Raw genomic sequence first — 18823 nt, forward strand, 5'->3', positions numbered from 1 at the left:
TGACTGATTACAGCAGGCAAAGCCTGACCGCTTGTTGTGGGATCTGGCTTTTGTGGGAGCGGCCTTGTGTCGCGAAAGGGGCGCGCAGCGGCCCCAGGGTTTTAGCTTTAACGCACAAATCGCTGGGGCTGCTTCGCAGCCCTTTCGCGACACAAGGCCGCTCCCACAGGGGGCGGTGTGGCATGCAACAACGAATTCGTACCATTTGGCAGAGCGAGAGTGGATGTGAGCAAACGAGCCTTTAACTTCTGCGCAGGCCCTGCCGCGCTTCCTGACGCTGTTTTGCAGCGCGCCCAGGCCGAGATGCTGGACTGGCGTGGCAAGGGCTTGTCAGTGATGGAAATGAGCCATCGCAGCGACGATTACGTGGCCATCGCCGAAAAGGCCGAGCAGGACCTGCGTGACCTGTTGTCCGTCCCCTCCAACTACAAGGTCTTGTTCCTGCAGGGCGGCGCCAGCCAGCAGTTCGCCGAGATCCCGCTGAACCTGCTGCCGGAAACCGGCACCGCCGACTACATCGAGACCGGCATCTGGTCGAAAAAGGCCATCGACGAAGCGCGCCGCTTCGGCAACGTCAACGTCGCCGCCAGCGCCAAGCCCTACGACTACCTGGCCATCCCTGGCCAGAACGAGTGGAACCTGACCAAGAACGCGGCCTACGTTCACTATGCGTCCAACGAGACCATCGGTGGCCTGCAGTTCGACTGGGTGCCCGAGACCGGTGATGTGCCGCTGGTAGTCGACATGTCGTCCGACATCCTCTCGCGCCCGATCGATGTGTCGCAGTACGGCCTGATCTACGCCGGCGCGCAGAAGAACATCGGCCCCAGCGGCCTGGTGGTGGTGATCGTCCGTGAAGACCTGCTGGGCCACGCCCGCAGCAGCTGCCCGACCATGCTCGACTACAAGGTCTCGGCCGACAACGGCTCGATGTACAACACCCCGGCCACCTACTCCTGGTACCTCTCGGGCCTGGTCTTCGAGTGGCTGAAAGAGCAGGGTGGCGTCGACGCCATGGAGCAGCGCAACCGCGCCAAGAAAGACCGCCTGTACGGCTTCATCGACAGCAGCGAGTTCTACAGCAACCCGATCAGCCACAACGCCCGTTCGTGGATGAACGTGCCGTTCCGCCTGGCTGACGAGCGCCTGGACAAGGCCTTCCTCGCCGGCGCCGACGCCCGCGGCCTGCTCAACCTCAAGGGCCACCGCTCGGTGGGCGGCATGCGCGCTTCCATCTACAACGCCCTGGGCCTTGACGCAGTCGAAGCCCTGGTGGCCTACATGGCCGAATTCGAGAAGGAGCACGGCTGATGTCCGAGCACGAGCTCAAGGCGCTGCGCGTTCGCATCGACAGCCTCGACGAGAAGATCCTCGAGCTGATCAGCGAGCGCGCCCGTTGCGCCCAGGAAGTGGCCAAGGTCAAGACTGCCTCGCTGGCCGAAGGCGAAAAACCGGTGTTCTACCGCCCCGAGCGTGAAGCCGCCGTGCTCAAGCGCGTGATGGAGCGCAACAAGGGCCCGCTGGACAACGAAGAGATGGCGCGGCTGTTCCGCGAAATCATGTCGTCGTGCCTGGCCTTGGAAGAGCCGCTGAAAATCGCCTACCTCGGCCCTGAGGGTACCTTCACCCAGGCCGCGGCCATGAAGCACTTCGGCCACGCGGTGATCAGCCGGCCGATGGCGGCCATCGACGAAGTGTTCCGCGAAGTGGCGGCCGGTGCCGTCAACTTCGGCGTGGTGCCGGTGGAAAACTCCACCGAAGGTGCGGTCAGTCACACCCTGGACAGCTTCCTCGAGCACGACATGGTGATTTGCGGCGAAGTCGAGCTGCGCATTCACCACCACCTGCTGGTGGGCGAGAACACCAAGACCGACAGCATCACCCGCATCTACTCCCACGCCCAGTCCCTGGCCCAGTGCCGCAAGTGGCTGGACGCGCACTACCCGAACGTGGAGCGCGTGGCCGTTTCGAGCAATGCCGAGGCAGCCAAACGGGTCAAGGGCGAGTGGAATTCGGCGGCGATCGCCGGTGATATGGCGGCCAACCTGTACGGTTTGACCCGCCTGGCCGAGAAGATCGAAGACCGCCCGGACAACTCCACGCGCTTCCTGATGATCGGCAACCAGGAAGTGCCGCCGACCGGCGACGACAAGACCTCGATCATCGTCTCGATGAGCAACAAGCCGGGTGCCTTGCACGAGCTGCTGGTGCCGTTCCACCAGAACGGCATCGACCTGACCCGCATCGAAACCCGGCCGTCGCGCAGTGGTAAGTGGACCTACGTGTTCTTCATCGACTTCGTCGGCCACCACCGCGACCCGCTGATCAAGGCGGTGCTCGAGCAGATCAGCCAAGAGGCTGTGGCGCTGAAGGTGTTGGGTTCTTATCCGAAGGCGGTGCTTTGATTCAAGGCCTTGGGGCTGCTGTGCAGCCCTTCGCGGGCAAGCCCGCTCCTACAAATATCGGCATCATGCGTTCAATGTAGGAGCGGGCTTGCCCGCGAAGGGCCGCGCCGCGGCCCTAATGGCCCTAACAGGCTGTCTAGATTTCTGAACAGGGTTCGCACCAGTGGTAAATGCAGCAACAACCAAACCCGCACCAATCATCGACCGCCTGGTCGTGGTCGGCCTCGGCCTGATCGGTGGCTCGTTCGCCAAGGGCCTGCGTGAAAGCGGCCTGTGCCGCGAAGTGGTCGGTGTCGACCTGGACGCCCCCTCGCGCAAGCAGGCCGTGGCCCTGGGCGTGGTCGACCGCTGCGAAGAAGACCTCGCCGCCGCCTGTGTCGGCGCCGACGTCATTCAGCTGGCCGTACCGATCCTGGCCATGGAAAAACTGCTGGCCCGCCTGGCCCAGCTCGACCTTGGCGATGCTGTCATCACCGACGTCGGCAGCGCCAAGGGCAATGTGGTACGCGCCGCGCGGCAAGTGTTTGGCGGGCGCCTGGCGCGCTTCGTGCCCGGCCACCCCATCGCCGGCTCCGAGCAGAGCGGGGTAGAGGCCTCCAACGCCACCCTGTTCCGCCGGCACAAGGTCATCCTCACGCCGTTGGCCGAAACCGACCCGGCCGCCCTGGCCCTGGTCGACCGCCTGTGGCGTGCGCTGGATGCCGATGTGGAGCACATGCCGGTCGAGCGCCACGACGAAGTACTGGCCGCCACCAGCCACCTGCCGCACCTGCTGGCCTTCGGCCTGGTCGATTCGCTGGCCAAGCGCAATGAAAACCTCGAGATCTTCCGGTACGCTGCGGGAGGCTTCCGCGATTTCACGAGAATCGCCGGCAGCGACCCGACCATGTGGCACGACATCTTCCTCGCCAACCGCGACGCTGTCCTGCGCACGCTTGATACATATCGCAGCGATCTCGACGCCTTGCGCGACGCGATCGATGCAGGGGACGGGCACCAGCTGCTGGGTGTATTCACCCGCGCTCGGGTGGCCCGCGAGCATTTCAGTAAAATCCTGGCCCGCCGGGCCTATGTGGACGCTATGAACGCCAACGATCTGATTTTCCTGGCCCAACCGGGTGGCCGCCTGAACGGGCGAATCCGTGTACCGGGCGACAAGTCGATTTCTCACCGCTCGATCATGCTCGGCTCGCTGGCCGAAGGCACCACCGAGGTCGAAGGCTTCCTCGAAGGTGAGGACGCGCTGGCGACCCTGCAGGCATTCCGTGACATGGGGGTGGTCATCGAAGGCCCCAACCACGGTCGCGTGACCATTCACGGTGTTGGCCTGCATGGCCTCAAACCGCCACCCGGGCCGCTGTACGTGGGCAACTCCGGTACCTCGATGCGCCTGCTGTCGGGCCTGCTGGCTGGCCAGTCGTTCGACGTGACCATGACCGGCGACGCCTCGCTGTCCAAGCGCCCGATGAACCGTGTGGCCAACCCGCTGCGCGAAATGGGTGCCGTGGTCGAGACCGGCCCTGAAGGCCGCCCGCCGCTGACCATCCGCGGTGGCCACAAGCTCAAGGCCCTGACCTACACGCTGCCGATGGCCAGTGCCCAGGTCAAATCCTGCCTGCTGCTGGCCGGCCTGTACGCCGAAGGCAAGACCACCGTCACCGAGCCGGCACCGACCCGTGACCACACCGAGCGCATGCTGCGCGGCTTCGGCTACGCGGTCGAGTCGAATGGCCCGGTGGCCTCGCTGCAGTCCGGTGGCAAGCTGACCGCCACCCGCATCGAAGTGCCGGCCGACATTTCCTCGGCAGCGTTCTTCCTGGTGGCGGCGTCCATTGCCGAAGGCTCGGAGCTGGTGCTCGAGCACGTTGGCATCAACCCGACCCGTACCGGCGTAATCGACATCCTGCGCCTGATGGGCGGCGACATCACCCTGGAAAACCAGCGTGAAGTCGGCGGCGAGCCAGTGGCCGACCTGCGCGTGCGTGGCGCCAAACTCAAGGGTATCGACATTCCCGAAGAGCTGGTGCCGCTGGCCATCGACGAATTCCCGGTGCTGTTCGTCGCCGCTGCCTGCGCCGAAGGGCGTACCGTGCTGCGTGGCGCCGAAGAACTGCGGGTGAAGGAATCCGACCGCATCCAGGTGATGGCCGACGGCCTGATCACCCTGGGCATCAAGTGCGAGCCGACCCCGGACGGCATCATCATCGACGGCGGCCAGTTGGGCGGCGGCGAAGTGCATGGCCACGGTGACCACCGTATCGCCATGGCCTTCAGCGTGGCCTCGCTGCGCGCCAGCGCGCCGATCCGCATCCACGACTGCGCCAACGTCGCGACCTCGTTCCCCAACTTCCTGGCGCTGTGCGCCGAAGTCGGCATCCGCGTAGCGGAAGAGGGCAAGTCGTGAGTTCGCTGGCACCGGTCATCACCATCGACGGGCCAAGCGGCTCGGGTAAGGGCACGGTAGCAGGCCTGTTGGCCCGCGAGCTGGGCTGGAAGCTGCTGGATTCCGGCGCGCTTTACCGTTTGCTGGCATTCAACGCCAGCAACCATGGTGTCGACCTGACCAACGAAGAGCTGCTGACCAAGCTTGCCGCCCATCTGGATGTGCAGTTCATCGCCGCCGAGCCCGGTAAGCTGCAACAGATCATCCTTGAGGGCGAGGACGTCAGCAACGTCATCCGCACCGAAACCGTCGGCGCGGGTGCGTCGATGGTGGCTTCGCTGCCAGCAGTGCGGGATGCCCTGCTGGTGCGCCAGCGCGAATTCCGCGAGGCGCCGGGCCTGATCGCCGACGGCCGCGACATGGGCACCGTGGTGTTCCCGGACGCGCCGTTGAAGGTCTTCCTCACCGCCAGCGCGGAGGAGCGCGCACGTCGCCGCTACCTGCAGTTGAAGGGCAAGGGTGAAGATGTTAGTCTGTCGAGTCTGCTGGATGAGATTCGTGCGCGTGATGAGCGCGACACCCAACGTGCAGTGGCCCCGCTGAAGCCAGCGGCCGATGCCATTCAGTTGGACTCTACCGAGTTGTCCATCGAGCAGGTGTTGCAACGTATCAGGAGTGAGATCGCCCTGCGCGACCTTCTCTGATAGCCAGGAAAGCAGGCAGGGGCACCAGTCAACGTCCTGCCCGCTTTCCTTTACTTAAAACGAACCCACATTGTCTGGAATGTGGTTATGGGCGTCTGTTTCGCCCGAATCTACAGGAATTAAAATGAGCGAAAGCTTTGCAGAACTCTTTGAAGAAAGCCTGAAAACCCTCAATCTTCAGCCGGGTGCCATCATCACCGGTATCGTTGTCGACATCGACGGCGACTGGGTTACCGTACACGCTGGCCTGAAGTCCGAGGGCGTCATCCCGCTCGAGCAGTTCTACAACGAAGCTGGCGAGCTGACCATCAAGGTCGGTGACGAAGTTCACGTTGCGCTGGACGCGGTCGAAGACGGCTTTGGCGAAACCAAACTGTCCCGTGAAAAAGCCAAGCGCGCCGAGTGCTGGATTGTTCTGGAAGCAGCTTTCGCCGCCGAAGAAGTGGTCAAGGGCGTTATCAACGGTAAGGTTAAGGGCGGCTTCACTGTCGACGTTAACGGCATCCGTGCGTTCCTGCCGGGCTCCCTGGTTGATGTCCGCCCAGTGCGCGACACCACCCACCTGGAAGGCAAAGAGCTGGAATTCAAGGTCATCAAGCTGGACCAGAAGCGCAACAACGTTGTCGTTTCCCGTCGCAGCGTGCTGGAAGCCGAGAACAGCGCCGAGCGCGAAGCCCTGCTGGAAACCCTGCAGGAAGGCCAGCAAGTCAAAGGTATCGTCAAGAACCTCACCGACTACGGCGCATTCGTGGACCTGGGCGGTATCGACGGCCTGCTGCACATCACCGACATGGCCTGGAAGCGCATCAAGCACCCATCGGAAATCGTTAACGTTGGCGACGAAGTCGACGTTCGCGTTCTGAAGTTCGACCGTGAGCGCAACCGCGTTTCGCTGGGTCTGAAGCAGATGGGCGAAGATCCGTGGGTAGCTATCACTGCCCGTTACCCAGAAGGTACTCGCGTACAAGCTCGCGTTACCAACCTGACCGACTACGGCTGCTTCGCTGAGCTGGAAGAAGGCGTTGAAGGTCTGGTACACGTTTCCGAAATGGACTGGACCAACAAGAACATCCACCCGTCGAAAGTCGTTCAGGTTGGCGACGAAGTGGAAGTCATGGTTCTGGACATCGACGAAGAGCGTCGTCGTATCTCCCTGGGCATCAAGCAGTGCAAGTCCAACCCATGGGAAGACTTCTCCGGCCAGTTCAACAAGGGTGACAAGATCACCGGTACCATCAAGTCGATCACCGACTTCGGTATCTTCATCGGCCTGGACGGCGGCATCGACGGTCTGGTTCACCTGTCCGACATCTCCTGGAACGAAACCGGCGAAGAAGCCGTACGTCGTTTCAAGAAGGGCGACGAGCTGGAAACCGTCATCCTGTCGGTCGACCCAGAGCGCGAGCGCATCTCCCTGGGCATCAAGCAGCTGGAAGACGATCCGTTCTCCAACTTCGTTGCTGTCAATGACAAGGGCGCTATCGTCAAGGGCATCGTGAAAGAAGTTGACGCCAAAGGCGCCATCGTCACCCTGGCCGACGACATCGAAGCTACTCTGAAAGCTTCCGAAATCAGCCGTGACCGCGTTGAAGATGCGCGTAACGTCCTGAAGGAAGGCGAAGAGATCGAAGCCAAGATCATCAGCGTTGACCGCAAGTCCCGCGTTATCAGCCTGTCGATCAAATCGAAAGACGACGCTGAAGAGCGCGAAGCCATCCAGAGCCTGAAAAACGCTCCGGAAGCGGCTGCCGACACCACCATGGCTGCGCTGCTGCGCGAAGCAATGGCCAAGCAGAACTGAGTTCTGTTTGATCGGTAAAAAGGGCGACCCTCGGGTCGCCCTTTTTTATTCCCGCGATAAATCAATCCTGTAGGAGCGGCTTCAGCCGCGAACACCGGCACAGCCGGTGCCATCCACCGCTTCGCATTCTTCGCGGGTAAATCGGATCGCCGCACCGTTGCTCCCACCGGTGGGAGCAACTGTCTTCCTCAAAATCTAAACAGCTTGCGCGGTCCATGTAGGAGCGGGCTTGCCCGCGAATTAGGCAGTGCGGTGTATGGCACGGCTGCGCCGGTGTTTGCTGCCAGCTCCCACAGGTACTGCGCAGGGTTTGAGGCCAGTGCGGTCGAGGTGGGGCAACTGTCTTCCTCAAAATCTAAACAGCTTGCGCGTTCCATGTAGGAGCGGGCTTGCCCGCGAATTAGGCAGTGCGGTGTATAACACGGCTGCGCCGGTGTTCGCTGCCAACTCCCACAGGTACTGCGCAGGGCTTGAGCCCAGTGCGGTCGAGGTGGGGCAACTGTCTTCCTCAAAATCTAAACAGCTTGCGCGGTCCATGTAGGAGCGGGCTTGCCCGCGAATTAGGCAGTGCGGTGTATGGCACGGCTGCGCCGGTGTTCGCGGGTGAGCCCTAATGCCAGTTAAGCAATTTGGGCCGCTTTGCGGCCCATCGCCGGCAAGCCACACAGGTACTGCACAGGGCTTGAGGCCCATGCGGTCGAGGTGGGAGCAACTGTCTTGTATTGCCTGGACTGGCCTCATCGCCGGCAAGCCACACACAGACACTGCACAGGCCTTGAGGCTGATGCGGTCCATGTGGGAGCGGCCTTGTGTCGCGAAAGGGCTGCGGAGCAGCCCCAGGGTTTCAGCGCAGGTGCACAGATTGCTGGGGCCGCTTTGCGGCCCTTTCGCGACACAAGGCCGCTCCCACAATGACAGCACTAGCCGCAAGCCATGTGCAACCCCTGTGGGAGCTGGCTTGCCGGCGATGGGCTGCCACGCAGCCCCAATGTGCCTTATCAGCCTTACCTGACTGGCATCCGGGCGAGTCCGCTCCCGCGCAGTCGCTGTTGGCCTGAATGCAGGGTCTGGCAACCCCTCTGACTAGACCATTCCTGTAAAACTTCAATCTTGAATTTTTTTATTAAGTCAAGAACCACCCTGTTCAAATCTTTCCCGGCGTGCTACAACCTGCTTAAGCAATGATCTAGCTGCTTGATAACGAAGGGAAAAATATGACGAAGTCGGAGCTGATCGAACGTATTGTCACCCATCAGGGGCTGCTCTCGTCCAAGGACGTGGAACTGGCCATCAAGACCATGCTTGAGCAGATGTCACAGTGCCTGGCCACCGGTGATCGCATCGAGATTCGCGGTTTTGGCAGCTTCTCGCTGCACTATCGTGCCCCTCGCGTGGGCCGTAACCCAAAGACCGGCCAGTCGGTCAGCCTTGAAGGCAAGTTCGTGCCGCATTTCAAGCCCGGTAAAGAGTTGCGCGACCGGGTCAATGAAGACGAACATGACGAGGTTCACACCTGATTCCACAAGGAGCAATCTGATGCGTAACCTCAAGCGCGCCCTGGCGGCGGTATTCCTGCTGCTGTTGGCTGCTGTGGTGCTGTTCTTCGTGCTGGAGAACCAGCAAACCGTGTCGTTGGTCCTGTTCGGCTGGGCCGCCCCGGCCATGCCGATTGCCGTGCTGGTACTGGCCGCTCTGGTCATTGGCCTGGCAGTCGGGCCGTTGCTGGGTGCCTACGGCGTGCAGCGTAGCAAGCGCAAGATCAAGGCTTCTGCCCGTCAGGAGGCGTTGAGCGGTAATTAAGGAAATTTCCTACAACTGCTTAGGAAAGCTTCACCTTTGCTAGCAGCGGTCGTCATGGAGTAATAGCGCACTTCATTTTCGGCTCAGGCGAGTGAGTGCAGCATGGAATATCCCGGTCTTTCCCATCACGGTGGTACCCGCGGCGTCACCGGTTCCTGCCACCAGTTGCATCTCGACCCGTCCACCAGTCTGTTGGTCGACTGCGGCCTGGAGCAGGGCGCCGAGGCAGCGCCAGGCGCGGAGTCCGCGCCGCTCGGCTTCGACGTGCAGGGCATCCAGGCCCTGGTCGTCACCCATGTGCATCTCGACCACGTTGGCCGCATCCCGGCCCTGCTGGCCGCCGGCTATCGCGGCCCCATCCTGTGCAGCGAACCGTCTGCCCGGTTGCTGCCGCTGGTACTGGAAGACGCCTACAAGCTAGGCATCAGCCGCGAACCTGCCCATGTGTCGAGATACCTCGATTTCATCCGCGACCTTATCGTGCCCCTGCCTTTCGAGCAGTGGCACTCGCTGGTCGAGCGCCCCGGTCTTACCTGCCGCATTCGCCTGCAGCGCGCCGGCCATCTGCTGGGTTCGGCCTATGTGGAATGCAATGTCGACCTGGCAGGGCAAAACCAGCGCATCGTCTTCTCCGGTGACCTTGGTCACGAAGGGAATCCTCTGTTGCGCCCCGTACAGCCGCCTGAGCCGGCAGATGTGTTGGTGCTGGAAAGCACTTATGGTGACCGCCTGCATCCGGATCGCAGCGATCGCCAGAAACAGCTGGAGCAGGTTATCGACCGCGCCCTGCAGGATCGTGGCACCATTCTGATTCCCGCTTTCAGTCTGGGTCGCACCCAGGAGTTGTTGTTCGAGCTCGAAGGCATTCTGCACCGCAAGGCATTGCTGGGAGATCCCTCCATGGTTCCCGGTGATGATACGTTTGCCTGGTCACAGTTGCCGATCATTCTCGACTCGCCATTGGCCCAGCGTTTAACTGCCGTCTACCGGCAGTTGCATGGCTATTGGAATGACGGAGCCAGGACGCGGATGCAGCAGGGGCGCGACCCGCTCGGGTTCAATCAACTGGTGTGCGTCGATACCCATGCCCGCCACCAGCAGGTGGTCAACTACCTCAAAAGCACCGGCCGACCGGCGATTGTCATTGCCGGCAATGGCATGTGCTCCGGTGGGCGGATCGTCGGTTATCTCAAGGCTATGTTGGGGGATCCTCGGCATGAGGTGATGTTCGTGGGGTACCAGGCCAAGGGCACGCCGGGGGCGGTGATACAGGCCAGTGAAGGGGCGGAAGGGTTTGTGCAGATTGATCTGGATGGGGAGATGTATGAGATCCGCGCCAAGGTGGTGACGTTGGGTGGGTATTCGGGGCATGCAGACCAGGCGGGGTTGGTGAGGTTTGCGCTGGGTTGCAATGCGCGGCGGATAGTATTGGTGCATGGAGAGGGGCGGGCGAAGCAGATGCTGGCTCAAGTACTGCGGAAAGCGTTTGTGCATGAGGGAAATGAAGTGAGCGTCACAATTGCGGAGTGACCATTGGGCGGGAAGCGTGATGTCTGTCGAAAAGTGAGGAACTTCTGTGGCTGGGTTCCCTCTATTTCTGATTAATGCGAAGTAAGTGAGGCCGGGGGCTGCAGATTGGCGGATTGGCAAATTGCCGCTATGCTGGCTTGAGTTGAGGGGCCTAGAGCAGCAGCTATTCACGAGGTCGGAAGCGAGCCTCCAAGATGACTCAATCAGATGGACCCAAGGAAAAAAAGACTAAATGCGCAATGAACGCGAGCTCCTGAGTGGTGGTGACGAGATTGACTTGATTGAGCTTGTGCAGGGGGTTTGGCGGCAAAAGCTTTGGGTAGGGCTGGTTGCGTTGCCGGTGATCGCCTTGGGGTTCGCTTATGTGATGTTGGCGTCGCCGGTGTATGAGGCAAAGCTCTACATTCAGCCGCCTTCTCAGAATGAGATTGCGCAGCTTAACTATGGGCGTGGCGCTGGGACTGGCTTGACGCTGCTAAGTCCCAAGGATGTGTACACCATCTACTTGAGGGCGCTTCAGTCTGAAGCTGTGCGAGATCAGTTTTTCCGCAATGCTTTCCTCCCAACGCTGACGGAGGAGAGGCGGGGCGGTTCGCGTGATGCCCTGTATGCCCAGTTCAACAGTATGCTCAAGGTGGCTCAGGCTTCGAAAGACATGCCAGAGCGTTATGTTCTTACGGCGAACGTTGAAGATCCGGGCCTCGCGGCGGCTTGGGTATCAAACTATGCCGAAATGGCTTCGGATCGAGCGAAGAGCGAACTGCTGAGCGGGACTCGCAGCGATATATCGATCATGGCGGATAATCTGGAGCAACTGATCAGGGCGTCGCGGGCCAGTGCTGGCAACCAACGTGCGGACCAGATCGCCCAGCTCAAGGAAGCGTTGCGCATTGCTCGATCAGTTGGCTTGGAAAAGCCACCTATCATCTCCGAAACACTGTCCAGCGAAGTGTCTGCCGGGATGAATGGGTCACTTACTTACATGCGCGGAACCAAAGCATTGGAAGCGGAAATCGCCAACTTGGAGTCGCGGTCATCGGATGATCCATTCATACCGAATCTACGTGAGCAACAAGAGAAACTGAATTTTTTACGTAATCTGAAGATAGACCCCTCAGTGGTTGCAATGTATCAGCAGGACGGCGCTGTTTCTCAACCGGATAAGCCGATCAAGCCGCGAAAAGCTATAATCATGCTGTTGTCAGCCTTGGTAGGCGTGGGGCTTGGTGTGTTGGTAGCGCTAGGCCGAGACCTGTGGTGGAAGCGTAAGGTGATGAACCTAGGGACGCCTACCTGACGAGAAGTGTGTCGCCAAGACATTGTTGTCGGTTTCGGAAGGTGTAAAGAATGCCCTTTCGTCACCGGTGAGGTGGACAGCTGGAAGAGCGAGCACGATGCGCTTCTTTTTCTCTGCATGTCTTGGCTAACCCGTCGTTAGCATGTAGACAAGTAATATGGCCAGTGTTGTACGCGTCCTATCCATAGTTGTCTCAGGTAAAATCGACCTTGTTAATCTATCGCGCTATCTGGCGTAGGTGTGTGCTCATCATTGCTATCGTGGATGTTTGTGCGGTTGCCACCTAAGCGTTACACCTTTATATGAACTGTCCGTCATTTTAAGACCTGTTGCGCTGAATCAGCTGGATACATTAAATCGCTCGAGGATTTATTCGCTGCCACCGGCAGAGGTAGGGTTGGTGCAATCCTGGACTCCTATGACGCTCGTTTGGACTTTTCCGTTTCAGGCTAAACCTGATGCTTTCAGGATAAAGGTGTCGAAGAAGCTTGATCGCATGGATCGGCCGGCTGGTGCTCGGAATAGTAATTGCCCTTTTAGGTAATGTCTTTGAGAATCATTTGCGAATAGCGGGCTATCGAGATCGAAGGTATTGGGTGGCGCGTTCTGCCTGTTGAAGTGCCGCCCCAGAACAGCTCGTGTCTAGCGGATGCCCAAGCTTGAGCCTCATTTAGGCGATGTTGTTTTGATGGCATTTCGGAGTTGCATGTCCCCTGAAAACTCCGATGGATCGCCGAAGCCTAAGGGCCTATGATTGCAACGCCATGTCATAAATGGCAGCCACCGGGTCGCCCCTTCACCGGAGAGGGCGAACGCTTTTTCTCGGTAGCGTGGCAAATGCGCTGCCGCCGAATGGATTCACTCGACTGACGAATGAATCGACGAAGGTTCAATAACCCGTTATGCAGTCGTGGAAACGGGCAGGTAAATTCAAGGTGAGTTGGAAAGCATGACAGATATGAATGCGGTGGTAGAGAAGTTCAAAAAACGGCAGGCCTTGATTGGTATCGTCGGTCTCGGTTACGTCGGTTTGCCGCTGATGCTGCGTTATAACGCCATTGGTTTCAATGTGCTGGGCATCGATATCGACCAATTGAAGGTCGATAAACTCAATGCCGGTCAGAGCTACATCGAGCACATCCCTGCTACCCATATCAGCAAGGCACGTGAAACCGGCTTTGAGGCTACCGTCGACTTCAAGCGTGCCAGCGAGTGCGACGCACTGATCCTGTGCGTGCCTACTCCGCTAAATAAGTATCGCGAGCCAGACATGAGCTTCGTGATCAACACCACCGACGCTCTTAAGCCTTATCTGCGTGCAGGCCAGGTGGTTTCGCTGGAAAGCACCACTTACCCAGGCACCACCGAAGAAGAATTGCTGCCACGTGTGCAGGAAGGCGGCCTGGTGGTAGGTGAGAACATCTACCTGGTCTACTCGCCCGAGCGTGAAGACCCGGGCAACCCGAACTTCGAAACCCGCACCATTCCCAAGGTCATTGGCGGCCACACCCCAAAATGCCTGGAAGTGGGTATCGCCCTGTATGAACAGGCCATCGATCAGGTCGTACCGGTCAGCTCCACCAAGGCCGCTGAAATGACCAAGCTGCTGGAGAACATTCACCGTGCGGTGAATATCGGCCTGGTCAACGAAATGAAGATCGTCGCCGACCGCATGGGTATCGACATCTTCGAAGTGGTCGATGCCGCGGCTACCAAGCCTTTCGGCTTCACCCCTTACTACCCGGGCCCGGGCCTGGGCGGCCACTGCATTCCAATCGACCCCTTCTACCTGACCTGGAAGGCGCGCGAATACGGCCTGCACACCCGCTTCATCGAGCTTTCCGGTGAAGTCAACCAGGCCATGCCTGAGTACGTGCTGGGCAAGCTGATGGATGGCCTGAACGAAGCAGGCAAGGCACTCAAGGGCAGCCGCGTGCTGGTCCTGGGTATCGCCTACAAGAAGAACGTTGACGACATGCGTGAGTCGCCATCCGTCGAAATCATGGAGCTGATCGAAGCCAAAGGCGGCGTGGTTGCCTACAGCGACCCGCACGTGCCAGTGTTCCCGAAAATGCGTGAGCACCACTTCGAGCTGAGCAGCGAGCCGCTGACCGCCGAGAACCTGGCAAGCTTTGACGCCGTGGTCCTGGCCACTGATCACGACAAGTTCGACTACGCCCTGATCGAAGCCAAAGCCAAGCTGATCATAGACAGTCGCGGCAAATACCGCACGCCGACCGCGCACATCATCAAGGCCTGATTGGCGTCGCCAGCAAATTGATCCGCCTGGCCCTTGAGGGCGGGCGGATTCATCCGTCTTCAAAGGAAGCTTCATGAAAAACTTTGCTCTCATCGGTGCTGCAGGCTACATCGCCCCTCGCCACATGCGCGCCATCAAAGACACCGGCAACCGCCTGGTCTCTGCGTACGACATCAATGACTCGGTAGGCATCATCGACAGCATCTCGCCGCAGAGCGAGTTCTTCACCGAGTTCGAGTTCTTTCTCGACCACGCCCATGGCCTGAAGCGCAACCCGGCTACCGCTCTGGATTACGTCGCGATCTGCTCGCCCAACTATCTGCATCACCCGCACATTGCCGCAGGCCTGCGGCTGGGCTGTGACGTGATCTGCGAAAAGCCGCTGGTCCCGACCCCGCAGCAATTGGACGAGCTGGCCCTGGTCGAGCAGGAAACCGGCAAGCGCCTGTACAACATCCTGCAGTTGCGTCATCACCAGGCAATCATTGCCCTGAAGGACAAGGTTGCTCGTGAGAACAACCCGCACAAGTATGAGGTCGACCTGACCTACATCACTTCGCGCGGCAAGTGGTACCTGCAAAGCTGGAAAGGTGACCCGCGCAAGTCGTTCGGTGTAGCCACCAACATCGGTGTGCACTTCTACGACATGCTGCATTTCATTTTCGGCAAGCTGCAGCGCAACGTTGTGCACTTCACCTCCGAGCACAAGGCAGCAGGTTACCTTGAGTATGAACAAGCACGCGTACGCTGGTTCCTGTCGGTTGATGCCAACGACCTGCCTGAGTCGGTGAAGGGCAAGAAGCCAACCTACCGTTCGATCACCGTCAATGGTGAGGAAATGGAGTTCTCCGAGGGCTTCACTGATTTGCACACTACCAGTTATGAAGAGATCCTGGCGGGCCGTGGTTACGGTATCGAGGATGCGCGTCACTGCGTAGAGACCGTCAACACCATTCGGAGCGCCCCGGTTGTTGCGGCGGCGGACAACGAAGGGCATCCGTTTGTCCAGGCGCTTTCGCGTTAGAAGCAGATAGCAATATGGGTGGCATGCCGTCACCCATTTTTATTTTTCAGCAGGGTCGCCAGTCAGCGTGTCGAACGATAATTCCAATAAGCCGAACGATGCAGGTGCAAAACGCGTTGAGCGTAGCATCCGCCTGGATGTTCAAGGCTTGCGCGCGGTCGCAGTGCTGGCGGTTTTGCTCTATCACGCCAATGGCAGCTGGTTGAAAGCCGGCTACGTAGGCGTCGATGTTTTTTTTGTCATTTCAGGCTTCATTATCACCGCACTGCTGACCGAGCGAAGTAGTAAGGTTGATCTTGCTGCTTTTTACGCGAGCCGAATCAAACGCATCGTTCCTGCGTATTTCTCGATGCTGGCTATAATCGCGGCGCTGTCAGCGGTACTTTTTGTGCCGGACGATTTCGCCTTCTTTTTCGATAGTCTGAAATCTTCCGCATGGTTCACCAGCAACCACTATTTTGCCCATTTTGGTAGTTACTTCGCGCCGCGAGCCGATGAGTTACCGCTTCTGCATACCTGGTCGCTGGCCATCGAAATGCAGTTCTACCTGTTCTTCCCGATCATGGTCATCTGCCTCCCCGGGCGTTGGCGGCTCCCTGCCTTTGCGTTGCTGGCCACTGTGGCGTTTGCCTGGGTTGGCTACCGAACGCTCGGCGGGCAACGAGACGAAATGTATTTTTCGCTGTTGGCACGCGCGCCAGAGTTCATGGTCGGCGCTGTTGTTGCGTTGCTGATGCGGCAGCGAGAGTTGCCCCAGGCATTCGCCAGTGCGTTAGGCATAGCCGGTGCGCTGCTGCTGGGAGGGGCGCTATTGGCAATTGAAAAGCAGCAGTTTCCGGGTTTCTGGGCGATCATCCCTTGCGTTGGCGCGGGGATGATTATCGCTGCTCGCCGCGGCCCTGTGAGTACATTGCTCGCTGCGTCGCCAATGGTCTGGCTTGGTGGAATTTCCTACTCGCTTTATCTCTGGCATTGGCCAGTGTTGGCGCTGATCCGGTATTACACCGGGCAGTATGAGTTGACGGTCGCTTGGTTGCTGGTTTTTGCGGGTATCTCCCTGGCATTGGCATGGCTATCCTTCCGGTTCGTAGAAACACCGGCCAGAAGAGCAACCGGCCTGGCACGCCAAGCTCCGAAGTGGGCAATGGCAGCGGTGGTGGTTGTGCTGGTAGTGGGGAGCGCGGTGCGTATCAATGCATCGCTAGTTGATCCTCTGCCTATAGAACTGACCCGCTACGCCGCGCCAGAAACAATTTGCCACGGTACCCAGGTAGGTGCCTGTAAACGAGGCAAGGCAGACGCTGAAGTGGTCGCCCTGGTTATAGGCGATAGTCATGCTGCCCAGCTGAATCACTTTTTCGATCAGGTGGGCAATGAACGGGGCGTTGCATACCGGGTGCTCACTGCCAGCAGCTGTGTACCTATCCCCGGTTTTGATGCCGAACGCCTGCCCACCTGGGCGCAGAAGCCTTGCCATGACCAGATTGCAGCGGTAGCAAAGGCGCTGCCGGAGGTAGACCGAGTAATCGTTGCTGGTATGTGGCAGTACCAGATGCAGAGTCAGGCATTCACCAAGGCGCTGGCCGATTTTCTGACCGCAACGGCCGGGACCCACAAAAATGTTGTCGTGCTTGCCCAGGTGCCGATGTTCGAGACAGACGTCCAGCGGGTAAGGCGGTTCACCGAATTGGGGCTACCGGCGCCACTTACGTTCAATAGTGAATGGCAGGCAGCCAACCAGCAGGTCAAGGCTATTTCCGACCGCACCCCGGGAGTGCGGTTTCTAGACTTTTCCAGCAGTAGCTTCTTTGCTGCTGCGCCTTATGAACAAGGGTCGCTGATCTATCGTGATAGCCACCACCTCAACGAAGTGGGTGCCAGCCGTTATGGCCACTATGCGGCGCAGCAATTGCAGCGAGCCTTCGATCAACCTCAGTCCAACGTGAGCCTGAAGCCATGAATTACTATCAGCATCCAAGTGCCATCGTCGATGAAGGAGCGCAGATCGGGGAAAACTCCCGGGTCTGGCACTTTGTCCATGTATGTGGGGGGGCTCGGATCGGTGCCGGCGTTTCGCTTGGTCAGAACGTGTTCGTGGGCAATAAGGTCGTTATCGGCGATCAGTGCAAGGTGCAGAACAATGTGTCGGTCTACGACAACGTGACGCTGGAAGAGGGCGTTTTCTGTGGGCCTAGCATGGTGTTCACCAATGTCTATAACCCACGCTCCCTGATCGAGCGCAAGGACCAGTATCGCGACACTCTGGTCAAGAAAGGTGCAACGCTCGGGGCCAACTGCACTATCGTTTGCGGCGTCACCATTGGCGAATACGCTTTCGTTGGCGCTGGCGCGGTCATCAACAAGGACGTGCCCGCCTACGCACTCATGGTCGGTGTGCCGGCTCGGCAGATCGGTTGGATGAGTGAGTTTGGCGAGCAGCTGCAATTGAACGAGCAAGGTGAAGCCACTTGCTCGCACACCGGGGCGCGCTACGTCCTGAACGGCAAACAACTGAACAAGATGGATGTTTGAGCATGATTGAATTCATTGACCTGAAAAGCCAGCAAGCACGTATCAAGGACAAGATCGATGCCGGCATCCAGCGTGTTCTGAGTCACGGCCAGTACATTCTCGGTCCTGAAGTGGCTGAGCTGGAGGAGCGCCTGGCTGCTTTCGTCGGTGCCAAGTATTGCATCACTTGTGCCAATGGGACTGATGCTTTGCAAATCGCGCAGATGGCACTGGGTATTGGTCCAGGGGATGAAGTCATAACTCCCGGTTTCACATACATTGCGACAGCCGAGACGGTCGCGCTGCTGGGTGCCAAGCCCGTCTATGTTGACATTGACCCGCGCACTTACAATCTGGATCCTAAATTACTGGAAGCTGCGATCACGCCCCGCACCAAGGCAATCATCCCGGTGTCGCTGTATGGCCAGTGCGCGGATTTTGATGCAATCAATGCTATCGCTGCAAAACACGGTATCCCAGTTATCGAGGATGCTGCGCAGAGCTTCGGTGCCTCCTACAAGGGCAAGCGCTCTTGCAACCTCTCTACCATTTCTTGCACTAGCTTCTTTCCAAGCAAGCCGCTGGGTTGCTATGGCGACGGTGGAGCTATCTTTACCAATGACGACGAGTTGGCGGTTGTTTTGCGGCAGATTGCCCGTCACGGGCAGGATCGACGTTATCACCACATTCGAGTAGGGGTGAATAGCCGCCTTGATACGCTTCAAGCGGCAATTTTGCTACCGAAACTGGAGATTTTTGAAGAGGAGATCTCGCTGCGCCAGCAGGTTGCGAAGTGGTATGACGGAGCATTGGCAGTCGTTGGTATCGAAACTACGCCATATATCGCTGAGCACAATATCAGTGCCTATGCACAGTACACGGTACGGGTACAGGATAGAGATGCTGTACAGGCGAAGCTGAAAGCCGCGGGTATTCCGACAGCTGTGCATTATCCGATTCCTCTGAACAAGCAGCCAGCCGTTGCGGATGCGGCGGTGTTTTTGCCCGTTGGTGATGAGGTTGCGACACAGGTGATGAGCCTGCCGATGCATCCTTACCTCGCAGACGCGTCGATCAGAGAGATTTCTGCAGTTATTGCAGGGTAACG

Annotated in this window: 14 protein-coding genes; all 14 read left to right on the forward strand. The window is 59.1% G+C overall.

All coding sequences use genetic code 11. The annotated features are described in order from the left end of the window. Nucleotides 1–225: 225 nt before the first annotated feature. The 14 genes from serC (at nt 226) to TZ03_RS07700 (ending at nt 18821) form a co-directional block, all read left to right on the forward strand. Complete coding sequence (gene serC, locus TZ03_RS07635; protein WP_051096738.1) at nt 226–1311, forward strand: 3-phosphoserine/phosphohydroxythreonine transaminase; 1086 nt, start codon at nt 226–228, stop codon at nt 1309–1311. Continuing rightward, the gene (gene pheA, locus TZ03_RS07640; RefSeq protein WP_013971453.1) at nt 1311–2405 is read left to right on the forward strand and encodes a prephenate dehydratase; all 1095 of its coding nucleotides are present in this window, start codon (nt 1311–1313) and stop codon (nt 2403–2405) included. Before serC ends, pheA begins: the two co-directional genes overlap by 1 nt. Nucleotides 2406–2568: 163 nt before the next feature. Further along, entirely contained in the window at nt 2569–4809 is a 2241-nt protein-coding gene (locus TZ03_RS07645; RefSeq protein WP_051096739.1) for a bifunctional prephenate dehydrogenase/3-phosphoshikimate 1-carboxyvinyltransferase, read from the forward strand. Then, a complete protein-coding gene (gene cmk, locus TZ03_RS07650; RefSeq protein WP_051096740.1) occupies nt 4806–5492 on the forward strand; it encodes a (d)CMP kinase in 687 nt (228 codons plus the stop codon). Before TZ03_RS07645 ends, cmk begins: the two co-directional genes overlap by 4 nt. Nucleotides 5493–5616: 124 nt before the next feature. Continuing rightward, on the forward strand, nt 5617–7293 hold the full coding sequence (gene rpsA / locus TZ03_RS07655) for a 30S ribosomal protein S1 (RefSeq protein WP_003252673.1): 1677 nt from the start codon (nt 5617–5619) through the stop codon (nt 7291–7293). Nucleotides 7294–8507: 1214 nt separating this feature from the next. Next, nucleotides 8508–8810 carry an integration host factor subunit beta gene (gene ihfB, locus TZ03_RS07660; RefSeq protein WP_016715025.1) on the forward strand — a complete coding sequence of 101 codons (303 nt, stop codon included), beginning with the start codon at nt 8508–8510 and terminating at the stop codon, nt 8808–8810. Between the two features lie 19 nt (nt 8811–8829). Beyond that, nucleotides 8830–9093: a LapA family protein gene (locus TZ03_RS07665; protein WP_051096741.1), complete on the forward strand. Its 264-nt coding sequence runs from the start codon at nt 8830–8832 to the stop codon at nt 9091–9093. A gap of 102 nt (nt 9094–9195) precedes the next feature. After that, on the forward strand, nt 9196–10623 hold the full coding sequence (locus TZ03_RS07670; protein ID WP_051096742.1) for an MBL fold metallo-hydrolase RNA specificity domain-containing protein: 1428 nt from the start codon (nt 9196–9198) through the stop codon (nt 10621–10623). Nucleotides 10624–10855: 232 nt separating this feature from the next. Beyond that, nucleotides 10856–11920, forward strand: coding sequence for an LPS O-antigen chain length determinant protein WzzB (locus tag TZ03_RS07675; protein WP_051096743.1), 1065 nt, complete (start codon nt 10856–10858; stop codon nt 11918–11920). Nucleotides 11921–12869: 949 nt separating this feature from the next. After that, on the forward strand, nt 12870–14180 hold the full coding sequence (gene wbpA / locus TZ03_RS07680; RefSeq protein ID WP_051096744.1) for a UDP-N-acetyl-D-glucosamine 6-dehydrogenase: 1311 nt from the start codon (nt 12870–12872) through the stop codon (nt 14178–14180). A 73-nt stretch (nt 14181–14253) separates the two neighbouring features. Continuing rightward, a complete protein-coding gene (wbpB, locus tag TZ03_RS07685) occupies nt 14254–15204 on the forward strand; it encodes a UDP-N-acetyl-2-amino-2-deoxy-D-glucuronate oxidase (protein ID WP_051096745.1) in 951 nt (316 codons plus the stop codon). A 67-nt stretch (nt 15205–15271) separates the two neighbouring features. After that, the gene (locus tag TZ03_RS07690; RefSeq protein ID WP_236692785.1) at nt 15272–17164 is read left to right on the forward strand and encodes an acyltransferase family protein; all 1893 of its coding nucleotides are present in this window, start codon (nt 15272–15274) and stop codon (nt 17162–17164) included. Next, nucleotides 17161–17736: a UDP-2-acetamido-3-amino-2,3-dideoxy-D-glucuronate N-acetyltransferase gene (gene wbpD, locus TZ03_RS07695; RefSeq protein ID WP_051096746.1), complete on the forward strand. Its 576-nt coding sequence runs from the start codon at nt 17161–17163 to the stop codon at nt 17734–17736. The genes TZ03_RS07690 and wbpD overlap by 4 nt, the downstream gene beginning before the upstream one ends. A 2-nt stretch (nt 17737–17738) precedes the next feature. Next, on the forward strand, nt 17739–18821 hold the full coding sequence (locus TZ03_RS07700) for a DegT/DnrJ/EryC1/StrS family aminotransferase (protein WP_051096747.1): 1083 nt from the start codon (nt 17739–17741) through the stop codon (nt 18819–18821). Nucleotides 18822–18823 lie beyond the last annotated feature (2 nt).

Origin of the sequence: Pseudomonas sp. 10-1B (assembly GCF_000935045.1) — a bacterium.
Lineage (GTDB): Bacteria > Pseudomonadota > Gammaproteobacteria > Pseudomonadales > Pseudomonadaceae > Aquipseudomonas.